Genomic DNA, 26,175 nt, shown 5'->3' on the forward strand with positions numbered 1-26,175 from the left:
CTTGATGAGCACCGACGACAAGCTCCGCGACTACCTCAAGCGGGCCACCTCGGAACTGCAGCAGGTGCGCCGCCAGCTCCGCGAGGCCGAGGCCAGGCAGCACGAGCCGATCGCCATCGTGGCCATGAGCTGCCGTTATCCCGGGGACGTCACCACGCCGGAGGGCCTGTGGGACCTGGTCGCCTCCGGCGGCGACGGCATCAGCATGCTGCCCACCAACCGCGGCTGGGACGTCGAGGGCCTTTACGACCCGGAGCCGGGCACGCCGGGCAAGACGTACTCGCGCGAGGGCGGCTTCCTGCACGACGCCGGCGAGTTCGACGCCGACTTCTTCCGGATCAGCCCGCGCGAGGCCAAGGAGACCGACCCGCAGCAGCGGCTCCTGCTGGAGCTGGTGTGGGAGGCACTTGAACGCGCCGGTATAGATCCGACCACGCTGAAGGGCAGCCGCACCGGCGTGTTCGCCGGCGTCGCCTACCACGACTACTGGCCCGGCGGCGGCGTCGGCAGCCTGGCCAGCGTCGTCTCCGGCCGTGTCGCCTACACACTGGGCCTGGAGGGGCCGGCGGTCACCGTCGACACCGCGTGCTCGTCTTCGCTGGTCGCGCTGCACTGGGCGATGCAGGCCCTGCGCAACGGGGAATGCGAGCTGGCACTGGCCGGCGGCGTGACCGTCATGTCCACACCGGACTCTTTCGTCGGCTTCAGCGAGCAGCGCGGCCTGGCCGCCGACGGCCGCTGCAAGTCCTTCGCCGCCGCGGCCGACGGCACCGGCTGGGGCGAAGGCATCGGCATGTTGTTGGTGGAGCGGCTTTCCGACGCCCAGCGCAACGGCCACCCGATCCTCGCGGTGGTCCGGGGGAGCGCGGTCAACCAGGACGGCGCCTCCAACGGCCTGTCCGCCCCCAACGGCCCGTCGCAGCGACGGGTGATCGAGGCGGCGCTGGCCGCCGCGCAGCTTTCCGCCGCCCAGGTCGACGTCGTCGAGGCGCACGGCACCGGCACCACGCTGGGCGACCCGATCGAGGCGCAGGCTTTGCTGGCCACGTATGGGAAGGACCGCGAGCGGCCGCTGTGGCTGGGCTCGATCAAGTCCAACATCGGCCACGCCCAGGCGGCGGCCGGCGTGTCCGGCATCATCAAGATGGTCATGGCGATGCGGCACGGCGTCATGCCGAAGCTGCTGCACCTGGACGAGCCGACGCCGCAGGTGGACTGGACCGCCGGCAACATCGAGCTGCTGGCCGAGACCAAGCCCTGGCCGGAGACCGGCGAGCCGCGTCGGGCCGGCATCTCGTCGTTCGGCCTGAGCGGCACCAACGCGCACGTGATCATCGAAGAGGCGCCGGTGGCCGAGGTGCCGGCGCGGAACGTCGAACGCCGGGTGGTGCCGTGGCTGATCTCCGGCCGCACCGCGCAGGCGTTGGCGGACCAGGCTTCGCGTCTGTCCGATGTGGACGCTACTGAGCCGGTCGACGCGGCGTTTTCGCTGGCCACCGGGCGTACCGCGTTCGACCAACGGGCCGCCGTCATCGGCGTCGAGCAGGACGACTTCATCCGCGGTCTCAAGTCCATCGCCGACGGCACACCGGGCGCGGGAGTGGTGACCGGCGCCGCCCTCGCCGGCAAGACTGCCTTTCTGTTCACCGGTCAGGGTTCGCAGCGGATCGGCATGGGCCGCGAGCTGCATGCGGCTTTTCCGGTCTTTGCGGCGGCTTGGGACGAGGCGGTCGACGCCGACCTGTCCGCACAGGTCTGGGGCGCTGACCAGGACGTTCTGAACCGCACCGGCACCGCGCAGCCGGCGCTGTTCGCGTTCGAAGTCGCACTGTACCGTTTAGTTCAGTCCTGGGGTGTGAAGCCCGACTTCGTGGCCGGCCACTCGGTCGGCGAGATCGCGGCGGCCCACGTGGCCGGCGTGCTGTCCCTGGAGGACGCCCGGAAGCTGGTCAACGCCCGCGGCAAGCTGATGCAGGCCCTGCCGGCCGGCGGCGCGATGGTGGCGATACAGGCGTCCGAGGGCGAGATCGAGCTGCGGGACGGCGTGAGCATCGCGGCGGTCAACGGCCCGCAGTCGGTGGTGATCTCCGGTGACGAGGCCGCGTGTCTCGCGATCAAGGCGGACTTCGAGGCGCGGGGTCGCAAGACCACCCGGCTCAAGGTCTCGCACGCGTTCCACTCGGCCCTGATGGAGCCGATACTGGACGAGTTCCGCAAGGTTGTCGAGGGTCTGACCTTCACCGAACCGTCCCTGAGCGTGGTGACCACCTCGGCCGGCAGCGGGCAGTGGACCGAGCCGGAGTACTGGGTCGACCACGTGCGGGCGGCCGTCCGGTTCGCCGACGCGGTGGCCGGGCTCAGGGCCCAGGGCGTGACCAAGTTCGTGGAGATCGGCCCGGACGGCGTGCTGACCGGCATGGGCTCGAACTGTGTTGAGGACGCGGCCTTCACGGCCCTCCAGCGGCGCGACAAGGCGGAGGAGCGCGAGCTGGTTTCCGGCCTGGCGCAAGCGTTTGCCCATGGCGTGACCGTGGACTGGACCAAGTTCTTCGAGGGCCGCGAGGCACGGCGGATCGACCTGCCGACCTACGCCTTCCAGCACCAGTTCTACTGGCGGGACAAGGAAGCCCTGGTCGCCTCGGCCGACCCGATCGACGCCGCCTTCTGGGACGCCGTCGAGCGTGAGGACCTCGCCGACCTGGCCGACCGACTGGAGCTCCAGCCGGGCGTGCTCGGCGAGGTGCTGCCGGCGATGTCCGCGTGGCGCAGGCAGTACCGCGACCAGGCCATGGTGGATTCCTGGCGCTACAAGGTGAGCTGGCTGCCGGTCGAGGAGGTGCAGGCCGAATCCCTGCTCGGCACCTGGCTCGTCGTGGTGCCCAAGGGTTTCAAGGACCACGAGCTGACCAGGGCCGTTGCCGCCGCGACCGACGTCGAGATCCTCGAGTTCGCCGACGCCGACCGCGCCGGCCTCGTCACCCAGCTCGGCAGCCACGCCCCGGCCGGCGTGCTCTCGCTGCTGGCGCTGGACGACACACCGCACCCGCTCTACCCGGCGATGTCCACCGGCGGCACCGCGACCGTCGCCCTCGCCCAGGCCTTGGCCGACGCCGGTGTCACCGGAAAGCTGTGGTGCGTCACGGCCGGCGGTGTCGCCGTGGCCGACAGCACCGAGCTGACCAGCGCCACTCAGGGTTCGTTGTGGGGCCTCGGCGGCGTCCTGGCGCTGGAGCACGCCGACACCTTCGGCGGCATGATCGACATCGAGAGCGTCGACGAGACGACGGTGCGCCGCCTGCTCGGCGCCCTGTCCGGCATCGACGACGAGGACCAGATCGCGCTGCGGGCCAACGGTCGATTCGCCCGCCGCATGGTTCGCGCCGGCCTGAACGGATCCGCGCCCAAGCGGTCGTGGAAGCCGCGTGGCGCAACGCTGATCACCGGCGGCACCGGCGGGCTCGGTGCCCACGTCGCCCGCTGGCTCGCAGGCAACGGCGCCGAGCACCTGGTGCTCACCAGCCGTCGGGGCAGCGCCGCCGAGGGCGTCAGCGAGCTGGAGGCGGAGCTGAAGGAGCTTGGCGCCGAGGTCAGCGTCGTCGCCTGCGACGTCGCCGACCGCGAGGCCGTGCGCGAACTCCTCGACGGCATCCCGAATCTGACCACCGTCGTGCACGCGGCCGGTGTGTCGCAACGGATCGCGGCCGTCGAGGAGATCACGCTGGACGAGTTCGCCGAGGTCGGTCGGGCCAAGGTCCTCGGCGCCGTGCACCTCGACGAGCTGCTCGGGGACCGTGAGCTCGACGCCTTCGTGCTCTTCTCCTCCGGCTCCGCGATCTGGGGCAGCAGCGGCCAGTCCGGCTACGGCACGGCCAACGCCCACCTCGACGCCCTGGCCCACCAACGCATTGCCCGGGGTCGCACGGTCACCTCGATCGCCTGGAGCTCTTGGGAAAGCGGCATGGTAAGGAGATGGTCGTCGCCTTCATGCAGCGCATGCCGGCGATGCCGCCCAAGCAGGCCATCAACGCCATGCAGCAGGCCCTCGACAACGCCGACGCGCACATCGTCATCGCCGACTTCGACTGGGCCAAGTTCGTGCCCACCTTCACCATGACCCGCCCGCGGCCGTTGCTCGACGCGCTGCCGGACGTCCGCGAGGTCCTCGACGGTGGAGAGGAAGCCGCCGGCGAGTCGGCGTTCGCCGCCAAGCTGGCCGGCCTGTCCGACGCCGAGCGCGGCCGCGCGGTGCTGGACCTGGTGCGCAGCCACGTCGCCGCCGTGCTCGGCTACGACGATCCGTCCACACTGGACCCGAGTCGGCCGTTCGAGGGGCTGGGCTTCGACTCGGTCAGCGCCGTCGACCTGCGCAATCGTCTCGGCACGGCAACGGGTCTGAAGCTGTCGTCCACTTTGGTCTTCGAGTACACGTCCACCTCCGCGGTGGCCGACTACCTCAAGTCGCTGCTGGGCGAGAGCGCCGGCGGCGTGCTGCCGGTGCTGGCCGACCTGGACCGGCTGGAGGAGACCGTGCTGGCGCTGTCGGCCGAGGACCTTGAGCGAAACCGCATCACCTCCCGGCTGCAGAGCCTCATCGGCCGGATCGGCGACCTGCTGGGCGACGGCAAGGAGGGCGTCGCACTGGACGACGCCAGCGCCGACGACGTTTTCGACTTCATCGACAAGGAACTCGGTCTTGCCTGACCGTGCGGTGACCCACTTGAAGGACGCGTGAGGCTGGGATGGCGAACGACGAGAAACTCCTCGACTACCTCAAGAAGGTGACCGCGGAGCTCCACCAGACGCGCATGCTTTTTTTTCGAGGTGGAGACCGAGGAGCAGGACCCGATCGCCATCGTGGCGATGAGCTGCCGATACCCCGGCGGGGTTTCCTCCCCCGAGGACCTGTGGCGGCTGGTCGCCGACGGCGTCGACGCGATCACCCCGTTCCCGACCGACCGCGGCTGGGACCTGGACGCGCTGAGCGGCGGCTCGGACACCGGCTCCAGCTACGTCAGCAGCGGCGGTTTCGTGCACGACGCCGGCGACTTCGACCCGGGCTTCTTCGGCATCTCGCCCCGCGAGGCGCTGGCCATGGACCCGCAGCAGCGGCTCATGCTCCAGGTTTCGTGGGAGGCCTTCGAGCGCGCGGGCATCAACCCGCATGCCGTGCGCGGTGAGCCGGTGGGTGTGTTCGCCGGTTCCGGCGTGCAGGACTACGAGTACGTGCTGGCGCAGCAGCCCGAGATCGCCGAGGCGTTCCTGACCACGGCCAACGCCGCCGCGGTGATCTCCGGTCGCATCTCGTACACGCTGGGTCTTGAGGGTCCGGCGGTCACCATCGACACCGCCTGCTCGTCCTCGCTGGTGGCCCTTCACCTTGCGGCGCAGGCACTCCGTAAGCGTGAGTGCACGATGGCCCTGGCCGGTGGCGTGATGGTGATGGCCACGCCCGGCCCGTTCATCGCCTTCAGCAAGCAGAAGGGCCTCGCGTTCGACGGCCGCTGCCGCGCCTTCTCCGACGAGGCCGCCGGCACCGGGTGGGCCGAGGGCGCCGGCATGTTGTTGCTGGAGCGTCTTTCCGATGCCCAGCGCAACGGACACCCCGTCCTGGCTGTGGTTCGCGGTTCGGCGATCAACCAGGACGGCGCCTCCAACGGCCTGACCGCGCCGAACGGCCGGGCCCAGCAACGGGTGATTCGCGAGGCGCTGGCCAACGCGCAGATCACGGCGTCGCAGATCGACCTCATCGAGGGCCACGGCACCGGCACCACTCTGGGCGACCCCATCGAGGCTCAGGCACTTCTGGCCACCTACGGTCAGGGCCGGCCCGAGGACCGTCCACTGTGGCTCGGGTCCATCAAGTCCAACATCGGCCACGCCCAGGCGGCGGCCGGTGTTTCCGGCATCATCAAGATGGTCATGGCCATTCGGCACGGCGTGCTGCCCAAGACCCTGCACGCCGAGAACCCCTCCACGCACGTGGACTGGACCGCCGGCAATGTCAAGCTACTGACCGAATCCCGGCCGTGGCCGACGTCCGACCAGCCCCGGCGGGCCGGCATCTCGTCTTTCGGCGTCAGCGGCACCAACGCGCACATCATCATCGAGGAGCCGCCGGCGGTCGACGCGGCCGAGGACACCGAGCCCGTCACGCCGTGGCCGGCCAGTGTGCCGTTACCGCTGCTGGTGTCCGGCCGTAGCGCCGAGTCGTTGGCCGCTCAGGCTTCGCGAGTGTCCGCTGTGGAGGGTGACCTCCTGGACCTCGCTTACTCCCTCGCCACTTCCCGCGCCGCCTTGGAGCACCGAGCTGCGGTGGTCGCTGGCAACCGCGAGGAGGCACTGGAAGGCCTGGCGGAGTTGACGCTTCGCGGCGTGGCTGCGGACGTGCCGACGGCTTTCCTGTTCACCGGCCAGGGTTCGCAGCGCGTCGGCATGGGCCGCGAGCTGCACAAGGCGTTCCCGGTGTTCGCCCAGGCGTGGGACGCGGCGATCGACTCCGAGCTCAATGCCGTCGTGTGGGGCGACGACCAGGATCTGTTGAACCAGACCGGCAACGCGCAGCCGGCCCTGTTCGCCTTCGAGGTCGCGCTGTACCGCCTGTTCGAGTCCTGGGGCATCAAGCCGGACTTCGTGGCCGGTCACTCGGTCGGCGAGATCGCGGCCGCTCATGCGGCCGGTGTGTTGTCGTTGGAGGACGCGCGGAAGCTGGTGTCCGCTCGCGGCCGGCTCATGCAGGCCCTGCCGGTCGGCGGCGCGATGGTGGCGTTGCAGGCCACCGAGGACGAGATCACGCTGGTCGACGGTGTCGGCATTGCGGCGGTGAATGGCCCGCAGTCGGTGGTGATCTCCGGTGACGAGGCCGCCTGCCTGGCCATCAGGGCGGAGTTCGAAGCCCTGGGCCGCAAGACCACCAGGCTCAAGGTGTCGCACGCGTTCCACTCGGCGCTGATGGATCCGATGCTGGACGAGTTCCGGGCCGTCGTCGCTGGTCTGGAGTTCGCTGAGCCGAAGATCCCGGCCGTGACCACCTCGGCCGGTGGCGGGCAGTGGACCGAGCCGGAGTACTGGGTCAAGCATGTGCGCGAGGCCGTCCGCTTCGCCGACGCGGTCAAGAACCTTGCGGCCCAAGGCGTCGGACGGTTCCTGGAGATCGGCCCCGAGGGCGTGCTGACCGGCATGGCCCAGGCCTCGGTCGACAACGCCACCCTGATTCCCGCGCTGCGCAAGGGCCGCGACGAAGCCTCCGCGATCATCGCGGCGATCGGCGCCCTGTACGTCTCGGGCCTGTCGGCCGACTGGGAGGCGTTTTTCGGCGGCCACGGTGCTCGGCGCATCGACCTGCCGACCTACGCGTTCCAGAACGAGCGGTTCTGGCTGCGTGGCGACGGCGTGGTCGGCAGCGACCCCACCGCCATGGGCCTCGGCGCGGCGGACCACCCGTTGCTCGGTGCCACCGTCACCCTTGCCGACTCCGACGGCGTCGTGCTGACCGGCCGCCTCCCGGCCGGAAACCAGGCGTGGCTGGCCGATCACGTGATCGGGAGCGCGATCCTGTTCCCCGGCACGGGATTCGTCGAGCTCACCCTGCGCGCGGGCGACCAGGTCGGCTGCGACGCGGTCGAAGAGCTGACCATCGAGGCCCCGCTGATCCTGCCCGAGCGCGGCGGCGTCGCGGTGCAGGTCGTGGTCGGTGGCCCCGAGGACGGCCGGCGGCAAGTCAGCGTTTACTCCCGTGGCGACGACGACCTGGCGTGGACCCGGCACGCGTCCGGTGTGCTCGGCACGGCCTCCGCCTCGTTCGATCTGACCGAATGGCCGCCGCGCGGCGCCGAGGCCATCGACGTCACCGGCACGTACGCGGGCCTGGCCGAGGCCGGCATGAACTACGGCCCCACGTTCCAGGGCCTCAAGGCGGCCTGGCGGGTCGGCGACGAGGTGTACGCCGAGGTTCAGTTGCCGGAGGGAGCCGACGCCGAGCGGTTCGGCCTGCACCCGGCCCTGCTGGACGCGGCCCTGCATGTGGTGCCGATGACCGGCGTGGTCGGCGACCAGGCGGCGCTGCCGTTCTCCTGGTCCGATGTCACGCTGCTGGCCGCCGGTGCGTCCGCGCTGCGGGTCAGGGTCAAGCCGGTGGGCGAAGGCACGATCTCGTTGCAGGCTGCCGACGCCGGCGGTGCGGCGGTCGTGTCGGTCGGCTCCCTGATGCTGCGGCCGGTCGCGGTCGACCAGCTCAGCGCGTCGAAGTCCGCCGAGTCCCTGTTCGGTGTCACGTGGTCGCCGATCCCGACCACGCCCGCCGACATCAGCGACGTCGAGGTGTTCGAGCCCGCTACGAACTCCGCCCTTGGTGCGGCGGCCGAGACCCTGGCCATGCTCCAGACCAGCGAAGCCCCGGTGCTGGCCGTGGTGACGCGCGGCGACCTGGCCGGCGCGGCCGTGCGCGGCCTGGTGCGGTCGGCCCAGTCGGAGAACCCCGACCGGTACGTGCTGATCGACCTGGAACCCGGCGTCGACGTCGGCTCCGTGCTGCCGGACGTGATCGGCTCCGGCGAACCGCAGGTCATCGTTCGTGACGGCGTCATTCAGGCCGCCCGGCTGACCCGCGTCACGCCGGATGAGCCGGCGACGCCGTTCGGCGAGGGCACGGTGCTGCTCACCGGCGGCACCGGCGGCCTGGGCGTGTTGTTCGCCCGGCACCTCGTCAACGAGCACGGCGTGAGCAAGCTGCTGATCACCAGCCGACGCGGCCCGGACGCCCCCGGCGCGGCCGAGCTCAAGGCAGAGCTGGGCGACGCGGTCACCTTTGCCGCCTGCGACGTCGCGGACCGGGACGCACTGGCCGCACTGCTGGCCGACATCCCCGACCTGAACGCGGTGGTACACGTCGCCGGTGTGCTGGACGACGGCGTGATCTCCACACTGACGCCCGAGCGCCTGGCCACGGTGTTCCGCCCCAAGGTCGACGCGGCGTGGAACCTGCACGAGCTGACCCGCGACCGTGACCTCTCGGCATTTGTACTGTTCAGTTCAGCTGCCGGTGTGATCGGCGCGCCCGGCCAGGGCAACTACGCGGCAGCAAATGCGTACTTGGACGCGCTGGCCGAGCAGCGCCGAGCCGAGGGCCTGCCGGGCCTGTCGCTGGCGTGGGGCCTGTGGGCCGACTCCAGCGACATGACCGACACCATCGACGACGCCAACCGGTCCCGCATCTCGGCCGGCGGCCTGGTCGCGCTGGGCAAGGATGAGGGCCTGGAGCTGTTCGACGCCGCACTGGCTGTCGATCGTGGCGCCGTCGTTCCCGTGCACCTGGACCTGTCCGCGCTGAAGGCCCGTGGTGAGGAGCTGCCGCCGCTGTTCCGCACGCTCGTTCCGTTGGCGCGCAGGCGTTCCGCTGGTGCGAAGGCGGAATCCGGTGCGCTGCGGCGACTGCTGGCCGCGCTGCCGGCCGAGGAGTGGGAAAGCACGGTTCTCAACCTCGTGCTGACCAAGGTCGCGGCCGTGCTGGGCTTCAGCTCGGCCAAGGCCGTCGAGCCCGAGCGGGCCTTCCGCGACCTGGGCTTCGACTCGCTGGCCGCGGTCGACCTGCGCAACACACTGAACACCGAGACCGGGCTGCGGCTGCCGGCGACCCTGGTGTTCGACTACCCGACGCCGATCGTGCTGGCCCGCTACCTGCTGGACGAGGTCTCGGGCAGCGGCGAGGACGCCAAGATCGTCGCGCCGGTGTCGACCACGTCCACTTCGGACGATCCGGTCGTCATCGTGTCCATGGCCTGCCGTTACCCCGGTGGGGTTTCCACGCCCGAGCAGCTGTGGCGACTGGTGGCGGACGGCGTGGACGCGATCACGCCCTTCCCGGAGGACCGCGGCTGGGACACGGCCGCGCTGTTCGACCCGGCGAACGAGCGGCCGGCCACCAGCTACACCAACCAGGGCGGTTTCCTGCACGAGGCCGCCGAGTTCGACCCGGCCTTCTTCGGCATCAGCCCGAACGAGGCGCTGATGATGGACCCGCAGCAGCGGCTCCTGCTGGAGGCCACCTGGGAGACGTTCGAGCGGGCCGGCATCGACCCGGCGACGTTGAAGGGCAGCGACACCGGCGTGTTCGCCGGCATGATGTACCACGACTACGCCGCCAACAGCAGCACCGGCGCCATCGCCTCCGGCCGAGTGTCCTATGTGTTCGGTCTGGAAGGCCCGGCCGTCACCATCGACACCGCCTGCTCGTCGTCGCTGGTGGCTCTGCACCTGGCCATGCAGGCGCTGCGGTCGGGGGAGTGCACCCTGGCGCTGGCCGGCGGTGTCGCAGTCATGGCGACGCCGGAGCTGTTCGTGGAGTTCTCGCGGCAGAAGGGCCTGGCCCACGACGGCCGGGCGAAGTCCTTTGCCGGCGCGACGGACGGCACCAGCTGGGGCGAGGGCGTCGGCATGCTGCTGGTGACCCGCCTCTCCGAGGCCAAGCGCCGCGGCCTCCCGGTACACGCCATCGTCCGCGGCTCGGCCGTGAACCAGGACGGCGCTTCCAACGGCTTGACCGCCCCCAACGGCCCTTCGCAGCGCCGGGTTATCCGCCAGGCGCTGGCGTCCGCCGGTCTCACGGTGTCCGATGTGGACGCTGTCGAGGCCCATGGCACCGGTACGACTCTGGGTGATCCCATTGAGGCTCAGGCCTTGTTGGCGACCTATGGTCAGGATCGGGACGAGCCGTTGTGGCTGGGGTCGATCAAGTCGAACATGGGGCACACGCAGGCCGCTGCTGGTGTTGCCGGGATCATCAAGATGGTCATGGCCATGCAGAACGGCGTGCTGCCCAAGACTTTGCACGTCGACGAGCCGACCCCGCACGTGGACTGGACTGCCGGCAATGTGCAGCTGATCACCGAGTCTCGCCCGTGGCCGGCGGTGGATCGTCCGCGCCGGGCCGGTATCTCGTCGTTCGGCATCTCCGGCACCAACTCGCACGTGATCATCGAGCAGGTGCCCGAGGCCGCCCCGGTCGAGCGGGCGGAGACGGCACGGATCGTCCCGGTGATCGTCTCCGGCAAGACCCCCGAGGCGCTGGCGGCGCAGGCGGCTCAACTGTCCGCAGCGGACGTTTCACCGCTGGACCTGGCGTACACGCTGCTCACGGATCGGGTCGCCTTCGAGCACCGGGCCGTGGCCCTCAGCGACGCGCTCGACAGCGGGCTGGAAGCCATTGCCGCCGGTCGGAACCGTTCCGTGGCCCGGGCCACCGGTGCGACGGCCTTTCTGTTCACCGGCCAGGGTTCGCAGCGCGTCGGCATGGGTCGCGAGCTGCACGAGAAGTTCCCGGTGTTCGCCCGGGCCTGGGACGCGGCGATCGACGCCGACCTCAACGCCCTCGTCTGGGGCGACGACCAGGATCTCCTGAACCAGACCGGCAATGCCCAGCCCGCCCTGTTCGCCTTCGAGGTGGCGCTGTACCGGCTCCTCGAATCGTGGGGCGTGAAGCCGGACTTCGTGGCCGGTCACTCGGTCGGCGAGATCGCCGCCGCGCACGTCGCCGGTGTGCTGTCGCTGGGCGACGCGAAGAAGCTGGTCGCGGCCCGTGGTCGCCTGATGCAGGCCCTGCCGGCCGGTGGCGCGATGGTGGCTCTGCAGGCGACCGAGGACGAGGTCACCTTTCGCGAGGGCATGGGTGTCGCGGCGATCAACGGTCCGCAGTCGGTCGTGATCTCTGGCGATGAAGAGGCTGTGCTGGCGATCAAGGCGGAGTTCGAGGCGTTGGGGCGCAAGACTTCGCGGCTGAAGGTGTCGCATGCGTTCCACTCGCCGTTGATGGATCCGATGCTTGATGAGTTCCGGGCCGTTGTCGCTGGTCTGGAGTTCGCCGAGCCGAAGATCCCGGTGGTCATCACCTCGGCCGGCGGCGGCGACTGGACGCAGCCGGAGTACTGGGTCAACCACGTTCGGGCGGCCGTGCGCTTCGCGGACGCCATCACGTCGCTGCACGAGCAGGGCGTGACGAAGTTCGTGGAGGTCGGACCGGACGGCGTGCTGACCGGCATGGGTGCCAACTCCGTCGAGGACGCGGCGTTCGTGGCGACCCAGCGGCGCGACCGGGACCAGGAGCGCGAGCTGGTTTCCGGTGTGGCGCAGGCATTCGCCAACGGCGTGCCTGTCAACTGGACGAAGTTCTTCGAGGGCACCGGGGCGCGGCGGGTCGAGTTGCCGACGTATCCGTTCCAGCACCAGGCGTTCTGGATCAGCACCACCAACTACATGAAGGAAGCATGGGCCGGGGCCGCTACCGGGCTCGGTGACGTGCTGTCGGCCGGCCTGGAGTCGGCCGAGCACCCGCTGCTCGGCGCGATCCTCGGCTCGCCGGAGTCGGACGGCCTCGTGTTCACCGGCCGGCTGACCGTCGGATCCCAGTCCTGGCTGGGTGATCACGCCATCGGTGACACGATCCTGTTCCCCGGCACCGGAATCGTCGAGCTTGTGCTGCGCGCGGCCGACCAGGTCGGCTGCGATGTCATCGAGGATCTCACTCTGGAGGCCCCGCTCGTCCTGCCCCCGCTGGGCGGCGTCGCGCTCCAGCTCGTGGTCGACAACGGCCAGGTCACCGTGTACTCGCGTGGCGACGACGACACCTCGTGGACCAAGCACGCCACCGCCGCCGTCGGCAAGGCCCCGGTCTCGACGTTCGACCTGGCGGCGTGGCCGCCGGCCGGTGCGGAACCCGTTGACCTGGATGGTCTCTATGACAACCTCGCCGGTGCCGGCCTGAACTACGGCCCCACCTTCCAGGGCCTGCACAACGCCTGGAAGATCGGCGACGAGGTGTACGCCGAGGTTCAGTTGCCCGCCGGCACCGACGTCGCCGGCTACGGCGTGCACCCCGCGCTGCTCGACTCGGCCCTGCACGCCATCGGCCTCACCGGCATCGTCGGCGAGCAGGCCGCGCTGCCCTTCGCCTGGGCCGACGTCGTCCTGCACGCCACCGGGGCGTCCGCGCTCCGCGTGCACGTCAAGCCGACCGGCGACGGCGTGGTCACGCTGCGCGCCGCCGACCCGGCCGGCGCTGCGGTGGTGTCGGTCGGCTCCCTGATGCTGCGGCCGGTCGCGGTCGAGCAGGTCGGGGCACGCCGCACCGCAGACTCGCTGTTCGGCGTCACCTGGACGTCGATCACCGCCAATCCCGTTGCCGTGGAGGGCTTCCGCGTCTTCGAGCCGTCAGGTGACGTCCGCGAGGCCACCTACTCGACGCTCGCCGAGCTCCAGACCGGCGAGCAGCTGGTGATCGTCACCCGCGGCGGCCTGGTCGGCGCGGCGGTGGCCGGGCTGGTCCGTTCAGCGCAGTCGGAGAACCCCGAGCCGTTCGTGCTGGTCGACCTGGAGCCCGGCGTCGACGCGAACTCCGTGTTGCCGCAGGTCATCGGCGCTGGCGAGCCGCAGCTCCGGCTCCGCGACGGCAAGCTGGAGGCTCCGCGCCTGGCCCGGGTGCCGCTGCCCGAGTCGACAAATCCCTTTGACGGCAAGGTGCTCATCACCGGCGGCACCGGCGGCCTCGGCGCCAAGCTGGCCCGGCACCTGGTGGTCAACCACGGCGTCACCGAGCTGGTACTGACCAGTCGGCGCGGCCTGGAAGCGCCCGGGGCCGCTGAGCTGCGGTCGGAGCTGGCGGAGCTCGGTGCCACGGTCACCGTCGCGGCCTGCGACGCCGCGGACCGGGCCTCGCTGGCGGGCGTGATCACCGACGACCTTCGGGCCGTGATCCACGTGGCCGGCGTGCTGGACGACGGCGTGATTTCCGCGCTGACGCCCGAGCGCCTGGACAAGGTGTTCCGCCCCAAGGTCGATGCGGCCTGGAACTTGCACGAGCTGACCCGCGATCTTGATCTGAGCGCATTTGTACTGTTCAGTTCAGCTGCCGGCGTGATCGGCGCGCCCGGCCAGGGCAACTACGCGGCAGCAAATGCGTACTTGGATGCGTTGGCCGAGCAGCGGCGGGCCGAGGGTCTGCCGGGCCTGTCCCTGGCCTGGGGCCTCTGGGACGACGGCATGGGCGATCACGTCGACACCGCCCGCATGCAGCGGACCGGCGTGCTCGGGCTGTCGGCCGAGGAGGGCCTGGCCCTGTTCGACGCGGTCAGCGGCAGCGACGCCCGCCGCGCTGGTGCCGATCCGCCTGGACATCCGGGCCCTGAACGCGGCCGGCGCCGACCGGCTGCCGCCCGTGTTCCACGGCCTGGTCCGCGCCAGCCGTCGTGTCGCCGGCGGTGCCGCCGCGGCCGGCGCATTGCAGAAGCGGGTCGCGGGCGTGCCGGTGGAGGAGCGGCTGACCGTTGTGCTGGACGTGATCCGGCGCGAGGCCGCCGCCGTGCTCGGCCACGCCGGGCCGGAGGCGATCGAGCCGGAGAAGGCGTTCAACGAGCTGGGCTTCGACTCACTGTCCTCCGTGGAGTTCCGTAACGCCCTCAGCGAGGAGGCGGGCATCCGCCTGCCGGCGACGATGGTGTTCGACTACCCGACGCCGGTGGCGCTGGCTGAGTACCTGCTCGGCGAGGTGCTCGGCGGCGACGGGCCGGGGGCGGCGATCGTGGCCACAGCCTCGGCGTCCGACGAGCCCATCGCCATCGTGAGCATGGCCTGCCGCTATCCCGGCGGCGTGCTGTCGCCGGAAGACCTGTGGCGGCTGGTGTTCGACGGCGTGGACGCCATCTCCGAGTTCCCGACCGACCGCGGTTGGGACACCGAGCGGATCTTCGACCCGAGCGGCGAGCGGCCCGGCAGCACCTACACCCGTGAGGGCGGTTTCCTGCACCGCGCGGCCGAGTTCGATCCGGCTTTCTTCGGCATCAGCCCCAACGAGGCGCTGATCATGGATCCGCAGCAACGGCTCCTGTTGGAGACCGCGTGGGAGACCTTTGAGCGGGCCGGTATCGACCCGGCCACGCTGAAGGGCAGCGACACCGGCGTGTTCGCCGGCATGATGTACCACGACTACGTGACCAACAACAACACGGGATCCATTGCCTCCGGCCGGGTTTCGTACGTGTTCGGGCTGGAGGGCCCGGCCGTCACGGTCGACACCGCGTGCTCGTCGTCGTTGGTCGCGCTGCACTGGGCGATCCAGGCCCTGCGCACCGGCGAGTGCTCGCTGGCCCTGGCCGGCGGCGTGACCGTGATGGCCACACCCGAGACGTTCGTCGAGTTCTCCCGTCAGCGCGGTCTTTCGCCCGACGGCCGTTGCAAGTCCTTTGCCGGCCAGACGAACGGCACCGGCTGGGGCGAAGGTGTCGGTCTGCTCTTGGTGGAACGCCTTTCCGACGCCGTCCGCAATGGACACGAGGTTCTGGCCATCGTCCGCGGGTCCGCCATCAACCAGGACGGCGCCTCGAACGGCCTCACCGCGCCGAATGGTCCCGCACAACAGCGGGTCATCCGTCAGGCACTGGCCAACTCTGGTCTGACAGTGTCCGATGTGGACGCCGTCGAGGCTCACGGCACCGGCACGACCCTGGGTGATCCCATTGAGGCTCAGGCCTTGTTGGCGACCTATGGTCAGGATCGCGATGAGCCGCTGTGGCTGGGGTCGATCAAGTCGAACATGGGGCACACGCAGGCCGCTGCTGGTGTTGCCGGGATCATCAAGATGGTCATGGCCATGCGTAACGGCGTGCTGCCCAAGACCTTGCACGTGGATGAGCCCACCCCGCACGTCGACTGGGCCGCCGGCAGCGTCGAGCTGTTGACCGAGTCTCGCCCGTGGCCGTCCGTGGATCGTCCCCGCCGCGCGGGTGTTTCGTCCTTCGGCATCTCCGGCACCAACGCCCACGTGATCATCGAGCAGGGGCCGGCGGCCGCGGAGCCGGCGCGGGAGATCACCCCGACCGTCGTGCCGTGGGTCGTCTCCGGCAAGACCCGAGAGGCCCTGCGCGAGCAGGCCAGCCGGCTCCTGACCAGGGTCGACGCGCTGGAGCCGTTGGACGTCGCCTACTCGCTGACCACCAGCCGTGCCGCCTTCGACCACCGCGGCGTCGTCGTCGGCGCCGACCGCGACGACCTGATCCGGGGCTTGATCGCCCTTTCCTCCGGCACCTCCGGTGCCGGCGTGACCACCGGCACGGCCGCAAGTGGCAAGACGGCGTTCTTGTTTACGGGCCAGGGCTCGCAGCAGATCGGCATGGGGCGCGAGCTGCACGAGCGGTTCCCGGTGTTCGCTGAGGCGTGGGACGCGGCTATTGATCCGGAGGTTGCCGCCACTGTCTGGGGCGACGACCAGGAGGCCCTCAACCAGACCGGGAATGCGCAGCCGGCGCTCTTCGCGTTCGAAGTTGCACTGTACCGTTTAGTTCAGTCCTGGGGCGTCAAGCCGGACTTCGTGGCCGGTCACTCCGTGGGCGAGATCGCCGCCGCGCACATCGCCGGTGTCCTGTCCCTCGAAGACGCCTGCAAGCTGGTGTCGGCTCGCGGGCGGTTGATGCAGGCGTTGCCGGCCGGTGGTGCGATGGTGGCGTTGCAGGCGAGCGAGGACGAGGTCAAGCTCCGTGACGGCATGGGCATTGCTGCCGTGAACGGGCCGAAGTCACTGGTGATCTCTGGCGACGAAGAGGCCGTGCTGGCGATCCAGCCGGAGTTCGAGGCGTTGGGGCGGAAGACGTCGCGGTTGAAGGTGTCGCACGCGTTCCACTCGGCGCTGATGGACCCGATGCTGGATGAGTTCCGCGAGGTCGTGGCCGGCCTGACGTTCAACGCGCCGAAGATTCCGGTCGTGATCACGTCGGCCGGGGGCGGGGAGTGGAGCGAGCCGGAGTACTGGGTCAACCACGTCCGTGAGGCGGTGCGGTTCGCGGATGCGGTCGGGCAGCTGTCCGAGCTGGGCGTGACGAAGTTCGTCGAGATCGGGCCGGACGGCGTGCTGACCGGGATGGCGGCGAACTCCGTGGACAACGCCGTGCTGGTCGCGACCCAACGGCGTGAGCGGCCACAAGAGCAGGAGTTGGTTGCGGGCCTCGCGCAGGCCTACGCCAACGGCGTCGCCGTGGACTGGACGAAGTTCTTCGCCGGGGCGCGCCGGATCGACCTGCCGACCTACGCCTTCCAGCACCAGCGGTTCTGGCTGCGGGCCGACCAGCTCAACGGCGGCGGCGACGCTGCGTCGATGGGCCTGACCACGGCCGACCACCCGCTGCTCGGCGCGGCTGTTCCGCTGGCCGGCACCGAGGGCGTGGTGTTCACCGGACGGCTGTCGGCCAACACCCAGCCGTGGCTGGCCGATCACGTGGTCGGCGGCTCGATCTTCTTCCCCGGCACGGGATTCGTGGAGCTCGCCGTCCGGGCCGGCGACCACATCGGCTGCGACGTGGTCGAGGACCTGACCCTGGAGGCCCCGCTGGTGCTGCCGGAACGCGGCAGCGTGGCGATCCAGGTCGTGGTCGACGAGAACCGGGGCATCGCCGTCTACTCCCGTCCCGACGAGGACGAGGCGTGGACCCGGCACGCCACCGGCCGACTCGGCACCGGCGCCCCGGCCGCCACCGCGGTCGAATGGCCGCCGGCCGACGCGGAGCCGATCTCCCTCGACGGCCTGTACGACAACCTGGCCGACGCCGGCCTCGCCTACGGCCCGGTGTTCCAGGGCCTGCACACCGCCTTCAAGCGCGGTGACGAGGTGTACGCCGAGGTTCAGTTGCCCGACGACGTCGACATCGACGGTTTCGGCCTGCATCCCGCGCTACTAGATGCGGCTTTGCATGCCATCAGTCTCACCGGTGTCACCGGCGACCAAGCCGCGCTGCCCTTCTCATGGGGCGGTGTTGCCCTGCACGCCACCGGTGCGAAGGCCTTGCGCCTCAAGGTGAAGCCCGTCGGCGAAGGCGTCGTCGAGCTGCACGCCGTCGACCCGGCCGGCGGTGCCGTGGTCACCGTGACCACGCTTGCCCTGCGGGCCATGTCCATGGACCAGCTGGCCACCAGCCGTTCCAACGACTCGCTCTTCGCCCTGAACTGGACGCCGATCACCGCCACACCGGCCGACACCGCCGGCTGGGAGGTGTTCGAGCCGACCGGTGACGTCCGCGAGGCCACCTATGCCACGCTGGCCGAACTCCAGAAGGACACGCAGCTCGTGGTGGTGACCCGCAGCGGCCTGGCCGGGGGAGCAGGATCGGCTGGCGTCGGGTCGACCGGCGCGGTCTCGGCTGGCGCGGTCGACGCTGGCCTGGCTGCTGCCGCCGTGACCGGTCTGGTGCGGTCGGCCTGGTCGGAGAGCCCGGGGCGGATCGTGCTCGTCGATCTCGAACCCGGGGCCCCGCTGGAGAAGCTGGCGGAGATCATCGGGTCCGGCGAGCCGCAGCTGCGGGTGCGTGACGGGCAGCTGTTCGCCGCCCGCCTGGCCAAGGTGCCGACGCCGGAGCCGACGAATCCGTTCGACGGCAAGGTGTTGCTGACCGGCGGCACCGGCGGCCTCGGCGCGAAGCTGGCCCGTCACCTGGTGGTCAACCACGGCGTCACGGATCTGGTGCTGACCAGCCGTCGAGGGCTGGAAGCCCCGGGGGCCAAGGAGCTGGCCAAGGAGCTGAAGGAGCTCGGGGCCAAGGTCAAGATCGCGGCGTGCGACGCGGCCGACCGGAAGTCGCTGAAGAAGGTGATCACCAAGGACCTGCGGGTGGTCATCCACGCCGCCGGCGTCCTGGACGACGGCGTGATCTCCGCCCTGACGCCCGAGCGGCTGGACAAGGTGTTCCGGCCCAAGGTGGACGCGGCATGGAACCTGCACGAGCTGACTCGCGACCTCGATCTGAGTGCATTTGTACTGTTCAGTTCAGCTGCCGGCACGCTCGGCACGCCCGGCCAGGGCAACTACGCGGCAGCAAACGCCTACTTGGATGCGTTGGCCGAACTCCGGCACAGCGAGGGCCTGCCGGCCGTGTCGCTGGCCTGGGGCCTCTGGGACGACGGCATGGGCGGTGACCACGCCGACGCCGCCCGGATGCAGAAGTCCGGTGTGCTCGGGCTGTCCACCGAGGAGGGCCTGGCCCTGTTCGACGCCACGTGCGGCAGTTCGACGCCCACGCTGGCACCGATCCATATCGACATCCGGGCCCTCAACACCGCCGGCGCCGACCGCCTGCCGCCGGTGTTCCACGGACTGATCCGCCCCACCCGCCGGGCCGCCGGCGGCGCCGTCGCCGGGTCGCTGCGGGACAAGCTGATCGGGCTGCCGATCGAGGATCGTGCCAGCACCGTCCTGGATATGGTGCGTCGGGAAGCCGCCGCCGTGCTCGGCCATGCCGGGCCGGAGGCCATCGAACCGGACCGTGCCTTCTCCGAACTCGGCTTCGACTCGCTGTCCGCGGTCGAGTTCCGCAACCAGATCAACACCGTGACCGGGCTCAAGCTGCCGGCCACGCTGATTTTCGACTACCCGAGCGCGAAGGCGCTCGCCGACCACCTCCTGGAGGAGTTGGCGACGACCGTCACCGACGGCAGCGGGGACGACGAGATCCGCCGTGTCCTGCAGTCGATCCCGCTGGCCCGGCTGCGGGACTCCGGCCTCATGGACAGCCTGCTCGAACTGGCCGGGGTGCGGGTGGAGCAGGCCCCGGCCGCCGGGACCGAGGACGACACCGAGTCCATCGACGACATGGACACCGACAGCCTGATCAGCATGGCCCTGGGCGACCTGGACCTCGACGACGCGATGCGGGAGGCGTGAGCGCGATGACCGGACGTCGGTGGAGCACAACCGGTTGTGGTGGTTGGGAGCCGGCTCTCGATGTCGCGGCCGGGCGGGCGTGAGCGTGATGGCCGGACACGGGAGAGCGGTCGGCGCGCAGCCGGTCGGGATGAACCTCGACGACCTGACTGGGGAGGCGTGAGCGCGGTGGCCGGATGCGAGAAGGGGCTGATCGCGGAGGTCGGACAGGGAGTGGATCCCCATGACGCGACCCGGGAGGCGTGAGCGCGGTGGGCGGAGCTGAACGGGAGGCGGCCCGGTTGCGGATGTGGAGGGGCGACAGGCGAAGGGGCCCGGTCGGCGAGGCGCTGAGCGGGTTGGAGCTGGACGACGCGATGCGGGAAGCGTGAGAGTGCGATGGCCGAATCCGACAAGAAGCTGGTCGACGCGCTGCGGGCGTCGCTGAAGGAGACCGAGCGGCTGCGGCAGCAGAACCGGAAGCTGAACGCGGTGATCCGGGAGCCGATCGCGATCGTGGGCATGGCGTGTCGATACCCGGGCGGGGTGTCGTCGCCGGAAGAGCTGTGGCGGCTGGTGCGCGACGGCGAGGACGCGGTGACGTCGTTCCCGACCGACCGGGGCTGGGACGCGGAGCGGATCTTCGACCCGACCGGGCAGCGGCCCAACACGACGTACACGGACCAGGGCGGCTTCCTGCACGGCGCGGCGGACTTCGACCCGGGCTTCTTCGGCATCTCACCGAGGGAAGCCCTGGTGATGGACCCGCAGCAGCGCCTGCTGCTGGAGGCGACCTGGGAGGCGCTGGAGCGGGCGGGCATCGACCCGACGACGCTCAAGGGCAGCTCCACCGGCGTGTTCGCCGGCATGATGTATCACGACTACGCGGCCAACAACTCGACCGGTGCCATCGCCTCGGGCCGGGTCTCCTACACGTTCGGGCTCGAAGGACCGGCGGTCACGATCGACACGGCCTGCTCGTCGTCGCTGGTTGCACTGCACTGGGCAGTACAGGCGCTGCGGGCGGGGGACTGCTCGCTGGCGCTGGTCGGCGGCGTGGCGGTGATGGCGACGCCGGAGACGTTCGTCGAGTTCAGCAAGCAGCGCGGGCTGTCCAAGGACGGTCGGTGCAAGTCCTTCGCCGGGGCCACCGACGGCACGGGCTGGGGCGAAGGCGTTGGCATGCTGGTGGTGGAGCGGCTTTCCGACGCACGCCGCAACGGGCATGAGGTCCTGGCCATCGTGCGGGGCTCGGCGATCAACCAGGACGGCGCGTCGAACGGCCTGACGGCGCCGAACGGTCCCTCACAGCGCCGGGTGATCAAGGCGGCGCTGGCCGGCGCGCAGGTCTCGGCCGACCAGGTGGACATGGTCGAGGCGCACGGCACTGGCACCACCCTGGGCGATCCCATTGAGGCGCAAGCACTTCTGGCCACCTACGGCCAGGATCGGGCCGAGCCGCTGTGGCTCGGGTCGATCAAGTCGAACATGGGCCACACGCAGGCGGCGGCCGGCGTGGCCGGCATCATCAAGGTCGTCATGGCCATCCGCAACCGGACCATGCCGAAGACGCTGCACGTGGACGTGCCGACGCCGCAGGTGGACTGGACCGCCGGCAACATCGAGCTGCTCACCGAGTCGCGGCCGTGGCCGTCGGCCGATCGCCCGCGCCGGGCCGGTATCTCGTCGTTCGGCATCAGCGGCACCAACGCCCACGTGATCATCGAGGAGGCGCCCGAAGAGGAGATCGCCGAGCGCACGGTCGCCCAGCGGCCGGTGCCGTGGATCCTCTCCGGCAAGACCCCCGAGGCGCTGGCCGATCAGGCTGCGAAGCTGTCGCATGTGGATGGTGTGCCGCTGGACGTCGCCTATTCGCTGGCGACGGGCCGTGCTGCGTTCGAGCACCGGGGCGTGATCGTCGGTACCGATCTTGAGGAGCTCCGTCGGGGCGCGATCGCCTTGTCCGAAGGCGCTTCCGCGCCGGGTGTGGTGCGTGGATCGGCGCGTGGTGGCGGCTCGACGGCCTTTTTGTTCACGGGTCAGGGCGCCCAGCGCATCGGCATGGGCCGTGAGCTGTACGAGCGGTTCCCGGTGTTCGCGGCGGCTTGGGACGAGGTCATTGATCTGCTCGACCCGGTCCTCGCTACCGCCCTTGGCGCTGCTTCGTCGACGTCGTCTTCCCTGCGCGACATCGTTTGGGGCACCGACCAGGACCTTCTCAACCAGACCGGTTTCGCCCAGCCCGCACTGTTCGCGTTCGAAGTTGCACTGTACCGTTTAGTTCAGTCCTGGGGCGTCAAGCCGGACTTCGTGGCCGGTCACTCCGTGGGCGAGATCGCCGCCGCGCACATCGCCGGTGTCCTGTCCCTCGAAGACGCCTGCAAGCTGGTGTCGGCTCGCGGGCGGTTGATGCAGGCGTTGCCGGCCGGTGGTGCGATGGTGGCGTTGCAGGCGAGCGAGGACGAGGTCAAGCTCCGTGACGGCATGGGCATTGCTGCCGTGAACGGGCCGAAGTCACTGGTGATCTCTGGCGACGAAGAGGCCGTGCTGGCGATCCAGCCGGAGTTCGAGGCGTTGGGGCGGAAGACGTCGCGGTTGAAGGTGTCGCACGCGTTCCACTCGCTGCTGATGGAGCCGATGCTCGACGAGTTCCGCGTTGTTGTCGCCGGGCTTGAGTTCAGCGCCCCGAAGATCCAGGCGGTGACCACGTCCGCCGGCGGCGGGGAGTGGAGCCAGCCGGAGTACTGGGTCAACCACGTCCGGGCGGCCGTGCGGTTCGCCGACGCCGTGAAGACGTTGGCCGGCAAGGGCGTCGGCCGGTTCGTGGAGATCGGGCCGGACGGTGTGCTGACCGGGATGGCGGCCACCTGCGTGGACGACGCGGTGTTCGTGGCCACCCAGCGGCGCGACCGGGAGTCCGAGCGAGAGCTGGTTTCCGGGCTGGCGCAAGCGTTTGCCCACGGCGTGAACGTGGATTGGGCCGCGTTCCTCGAGGGGCGCGAGGCGCGGCGGGTGGACCTGCCGACCTATGCGTTCCAGCACGAGACGTTCTGGCTGACCGCGCAGGACTACCTGGCCAATTCGTGGCTCGGCGGCGGCGCGGGCGACGTGGTGTCGGCCGGGCTGGAGACGGCCGGGCATCCGCTGCTCGGCGCCGTGCTGACCGCGCCGGACGGCGACGGGCTGGTGCTGACCGGGCGGTTGTCGCCGGCCACGCTGCCGTGGCTGGCCGATCACGTGGTCGGCGGCTCTATCTTCTTCCCGGGCACGGGATTCGTGGAACTGGCGCTGCGGGCCGGCGAGTTCGTCGGCTGCGACGTGGTGGAGGAGTTGACGCTGGAGGCCCCGCTGGTGCTGCCGGAGCGCGGCGGCGTCGCGGTGCAGGTGCGGGTCGGCGACGACCGGCAGCTCGGCGTCTTCTCGCGTGCCGACCAGGACGAGACGTGGACGCGGCACGCGACCGGCCGCCTCGGCAGCGGCGGGCGGGCGGAGACCGTGGAATGGCCCCCCGCCAACGCCGAGGCGGTCGACCTGACCGGCCACTACGACGTCCTGGCCGACGCCGGCCTCGCCTATGGCCCGGTGTTCCAGGGCCTGCACACGGCGTTCAAGCGTGGCGACGAGGTGTACGCCGAGGTTCAGTTGCCCGAGGGCGTCGAGATCGACGGCTACGGCGTGCATCCCGCGCTACTGGATGCCGCTTTGCATGCCATCAGCCTCACCGGCGTCACCGGCGACCAGGCCGCGCTGCCCTTCTCATGGGCCGGCGTTTCCCTGCACGCCACCGGGGCCAGCGCGCTCCGGGTGCACGTCCGGCCTACGGGTGAGGGCGTCGTCTCCCTGCACGCCGTCGACCCAGCCGGTGGCAGTGTCGTCTCGGTCGAGTCCCTCATGCTGAGGCCGGTCGCCCTGGATGCGGGCAATGCCCGGCGCGCCAACGATTCCCTGTTCGGTCTCACGTGGACGCCGATCACCGCCAGCCCCGCGGACACCGCCGGCTGGACCGTGTTCGAGCCGACCGGTGATGTGCGCGAGGCGACCTACGCCACGCTAGCCGAGCTCCAGCAGGACACGCAGCTGGTGGTGGTCACCCGCGGCGGCCTCGCAGCCTCTGCCGTCGGTGGCCTGGTGCGATCCGCGTGGTCGGAGAGCCCGGGGCGGGTCGTGCTGGTGGACCTGGAAGACGGGGCACCGCTCGACAAGCTGGCCGAGATCATCGGGTCGGGGGAACCGCAGGTTCGGGTGCACGGGGGAGAGATCGAGGCCGCCCGGTTGGCCCGGGCGCCGGCGCCGGAGTCGACAAAGACGTTCGGCGGCAAGGTGCTCATCACCGGCGGCACGGGCGGGCTGGGGGCGAAGCTGGCCCGACACCTGGTGACCGAGCACGGCGTCACCGAGCTGGTGCTGACCAGCCGTCGCGGTTTGGCGGCTCCCGGGGCGCAGGAGCTGAGGGAGGAACTGGCCGGGCTGGGCGCGAAGGTCGAGGTCGCGGCGTGCGATGCGGCGGACCGGGAAGCCCTGGCCAAGGTGGTCACGCCGGATCTGAAGGCGGTGATCCACGCGGCGGGGGTGCTCGATGACGGGGTTATCTCCGCATTGACGCCGGAGCGGCTGGACAAGGTGTTCGGGCCGAAGGTCGATGCCGCCTGGAATCTGCACGAGCTGACCAAGGACCTGGAGCTGGACGCGTTTGTACTGTTCAGTTCAGCTGCGGGGATCCTGGGCACGCCGGGGCAAGGCAACTACGCGGCGGCAAATGCGTACTTGGATGCGTTGGCGGAGCTACGGCGGGCCGAGGGGCTGCCGGCGGTGTCACTGGCCTGGGGCCTGTGGGACGACGGCATGGGCGACCATGCCGACACCGCCAGGATGCAGCGCAGCGGCGTGCTGGGCCTGACCACGGAAGAAGGCCTGGCGCTGTTTGACGCGGCGACGGCGAGCGAAACGTCAACCCTGGCGCCGATCCGGATCGACGTGAAGGCGCTGAACGCGGTGGGACAGGACCGGCTGGCGCCGGTGTTCCACGGCCTGATCCGCACCACCCGCAAGGCGGCGGGCAAGGCGGCCGACCCGGCTGTGCTGCGCAAGCAGCTGTCCGGAATGGACGAAGCGGGACAGGAACAGGTGCTGAAGGACCTGATCCTGGCCAACGCGGCCGTCGTACTCGGGCACGCCAGCGCGGACAGCGTCGACCCCGACCGGGACTTCCTGGCCTCGGGCTTCGACTCGCTGACGGCGATGGAGCTGCGCAACGCCCTGAACGCGGCGACCGGCCTCACCCTGCCGGCGATGGTGGTGTTCGACAACAAGTCGCCGGCCGAGCTGGCCCGCTGGCTGCGTACTGAACTGTCCAGTACACAGACGGAGGACAGCAACGCCGACGAGACCCTGAGCGACTTCTTCCGGGACTCGGTGCTGTCGGGCAACCTCCAGAAGGGGCTGACCCTGCTCCGGGCGGTGGCGGACATCCGGCCGAAGTTCACCGGCGTGGCGGACGTCGACCACCTGCCCAAGCCGGTCACCTTCGCGGAAGGCACGACCACGCCGCGACTGATCTGCATCAGCACCCCGATGGCCTTGGGCGGCACGCACCAACACGCCCGCGTCGCCGCCAACATCGGCGGCGGCCGGTCGGTCAACGCGCTGCCGGTGCCGGGCTTCGGCCGCGGCGAAAGCCTGCCAGCCACGGCGGAAGCGGCCGTCAGCGTGCTCGGCGAAGCCGTGAACCAGCTGGCCGAGGGCGAGCCGTTCCTGCTGCTCGGCTACTCCTCCGGCGGTGTGCTGGCCCACGCGACGGCGAAACACCTTGAGTCCCAAGGCATCAAGCCCGACGGCGTGGTGCTCGTCGACACCTATCACGTCAGCGAGGGCGAGGAGCGGGACGTCTTCGAGCAGCTGGCGGTTGTGCTGCTGGAGAAGGAATCCGTGTTCGGCAAGTTCGACAGCGCAAGGCTGAGCGGCATGAACGCCTACATCGACCTGCTGCCCAGCTTCGACCTCGGCCCGATCGAGGCGCCGGTGCTGTTCCTGCGGGCCGACAAGTCCTTCATGAATCCCGACGACACGGGCGACGACTGGCGGGCCGTGGCCTGGGACAAGACCCACGACGTGGTCACCGTGCCCGGCGCGAGCCACTTCACCATCGTCGAGGAGCACGCCGCCGCGACGGCTCAGGCCGTCAACGACTGGCTGTCGTCCCGATAAAGGCGGCTGTCCCCGGTCTGGGATCGGCAGACCGGGGGCAGCACGACAACAGCCCCGGCGTGACCATCACGCCGGGGCTGTTGGCAGCCCCAGGGGGTGGAGGGGGCTGCGGGGGGGACACCGGTCGCCGCGTCGAGCCAGAGGGGTTGACGTCCGGTGGCCGGGGCGGAAACCGCGGGATGTGAGGGGATCCCATCCGCGGCGCCGCGCCGGCGATGAAGTTGTGGGGGGATGTCAGGAAGGGGCCCTTCCTGACGTTCAACGCGAGGATCGGTCCCTTGATCTTGGGAAGGTCGGGTCAGGACGGC

Annotated in this window: 4 protein-coding genes and 1 pseudogene; all 5 read left to right on the forward strand. The window is 70.5% G+C overall.

Features of this window, described 5'->3' with window-relative positions; translation table 11 throughout:
* Window positions 1–4 precede the first annotated feature (4 nt).
* Window positions 5–4,114 (forward strand): type I polyketide synthase, encoded by a 4,110-nt coding sequence (locus tag KUTG_RS39960; RefSeq protein WP_157495107.1) that lies wholly within the window; start codon window positions 5–7, stop codon window positions 4,112–4,114.
* Window positions 4,111–4,701 (forward strand): acyl carrier protein, encoded by a 591-nt coding sequence (locus KUTG_RS64440; RefSeq protein ID WP_232241526.1) that lies wholly within the window; start codon window positions 4,111–4,113, stop codon window positions 4,699–4,701. Before KUTG_RS39960 ends, KUTG_RS64440 begins: the two co-directional genes overlap by 4 nt.
* 120 nt (window positions 4,702–4,821) lie before the next feature.
* Window positions 4,822–14,436, forward strand: a complete 9,615-nt coding sequence (locus KUTG_RS59530; protein ID WP_052395952.1) for a type I polyketide synthase — start codon at window positions 4,822–4,824, stop codon at window positions 14,434–14,436.
* Entirely contained in the window at window positions 14,345–19,684 is a 5,340-nt protein-coding gene (locus KUTG_RS64450; protein ID WP_232241527.1) for an SDR family NAD(P)-dependent oxidoreductase, read from the forward strand. The genes KUTG_RS59530 and KUTG_RS64450 overlap by 92 nt, the downstream gene beginning before the upstream one ends.
* A 399-nt stretch (window positions 19,685–20,083) precedes the next feature.
* A pseudogene (locus KUTG_RS39970) lies at window positions 20,084–25,867 on the forward strand (SDR family NAD(P)-dependent oxidoreductase); the annotation flags it as partial.
* Window positions 25,868–26,175: the final 308 nt, after the last annotated feature.

It is taken from the genome of Kutzneria sp. 744, assembly GCF_000568255.1.
GTDB lineage: Bacteria > Actinomycetota > Actinomycetes > Mycobacteriales > Pseudonocardiaceae > Kutzneria.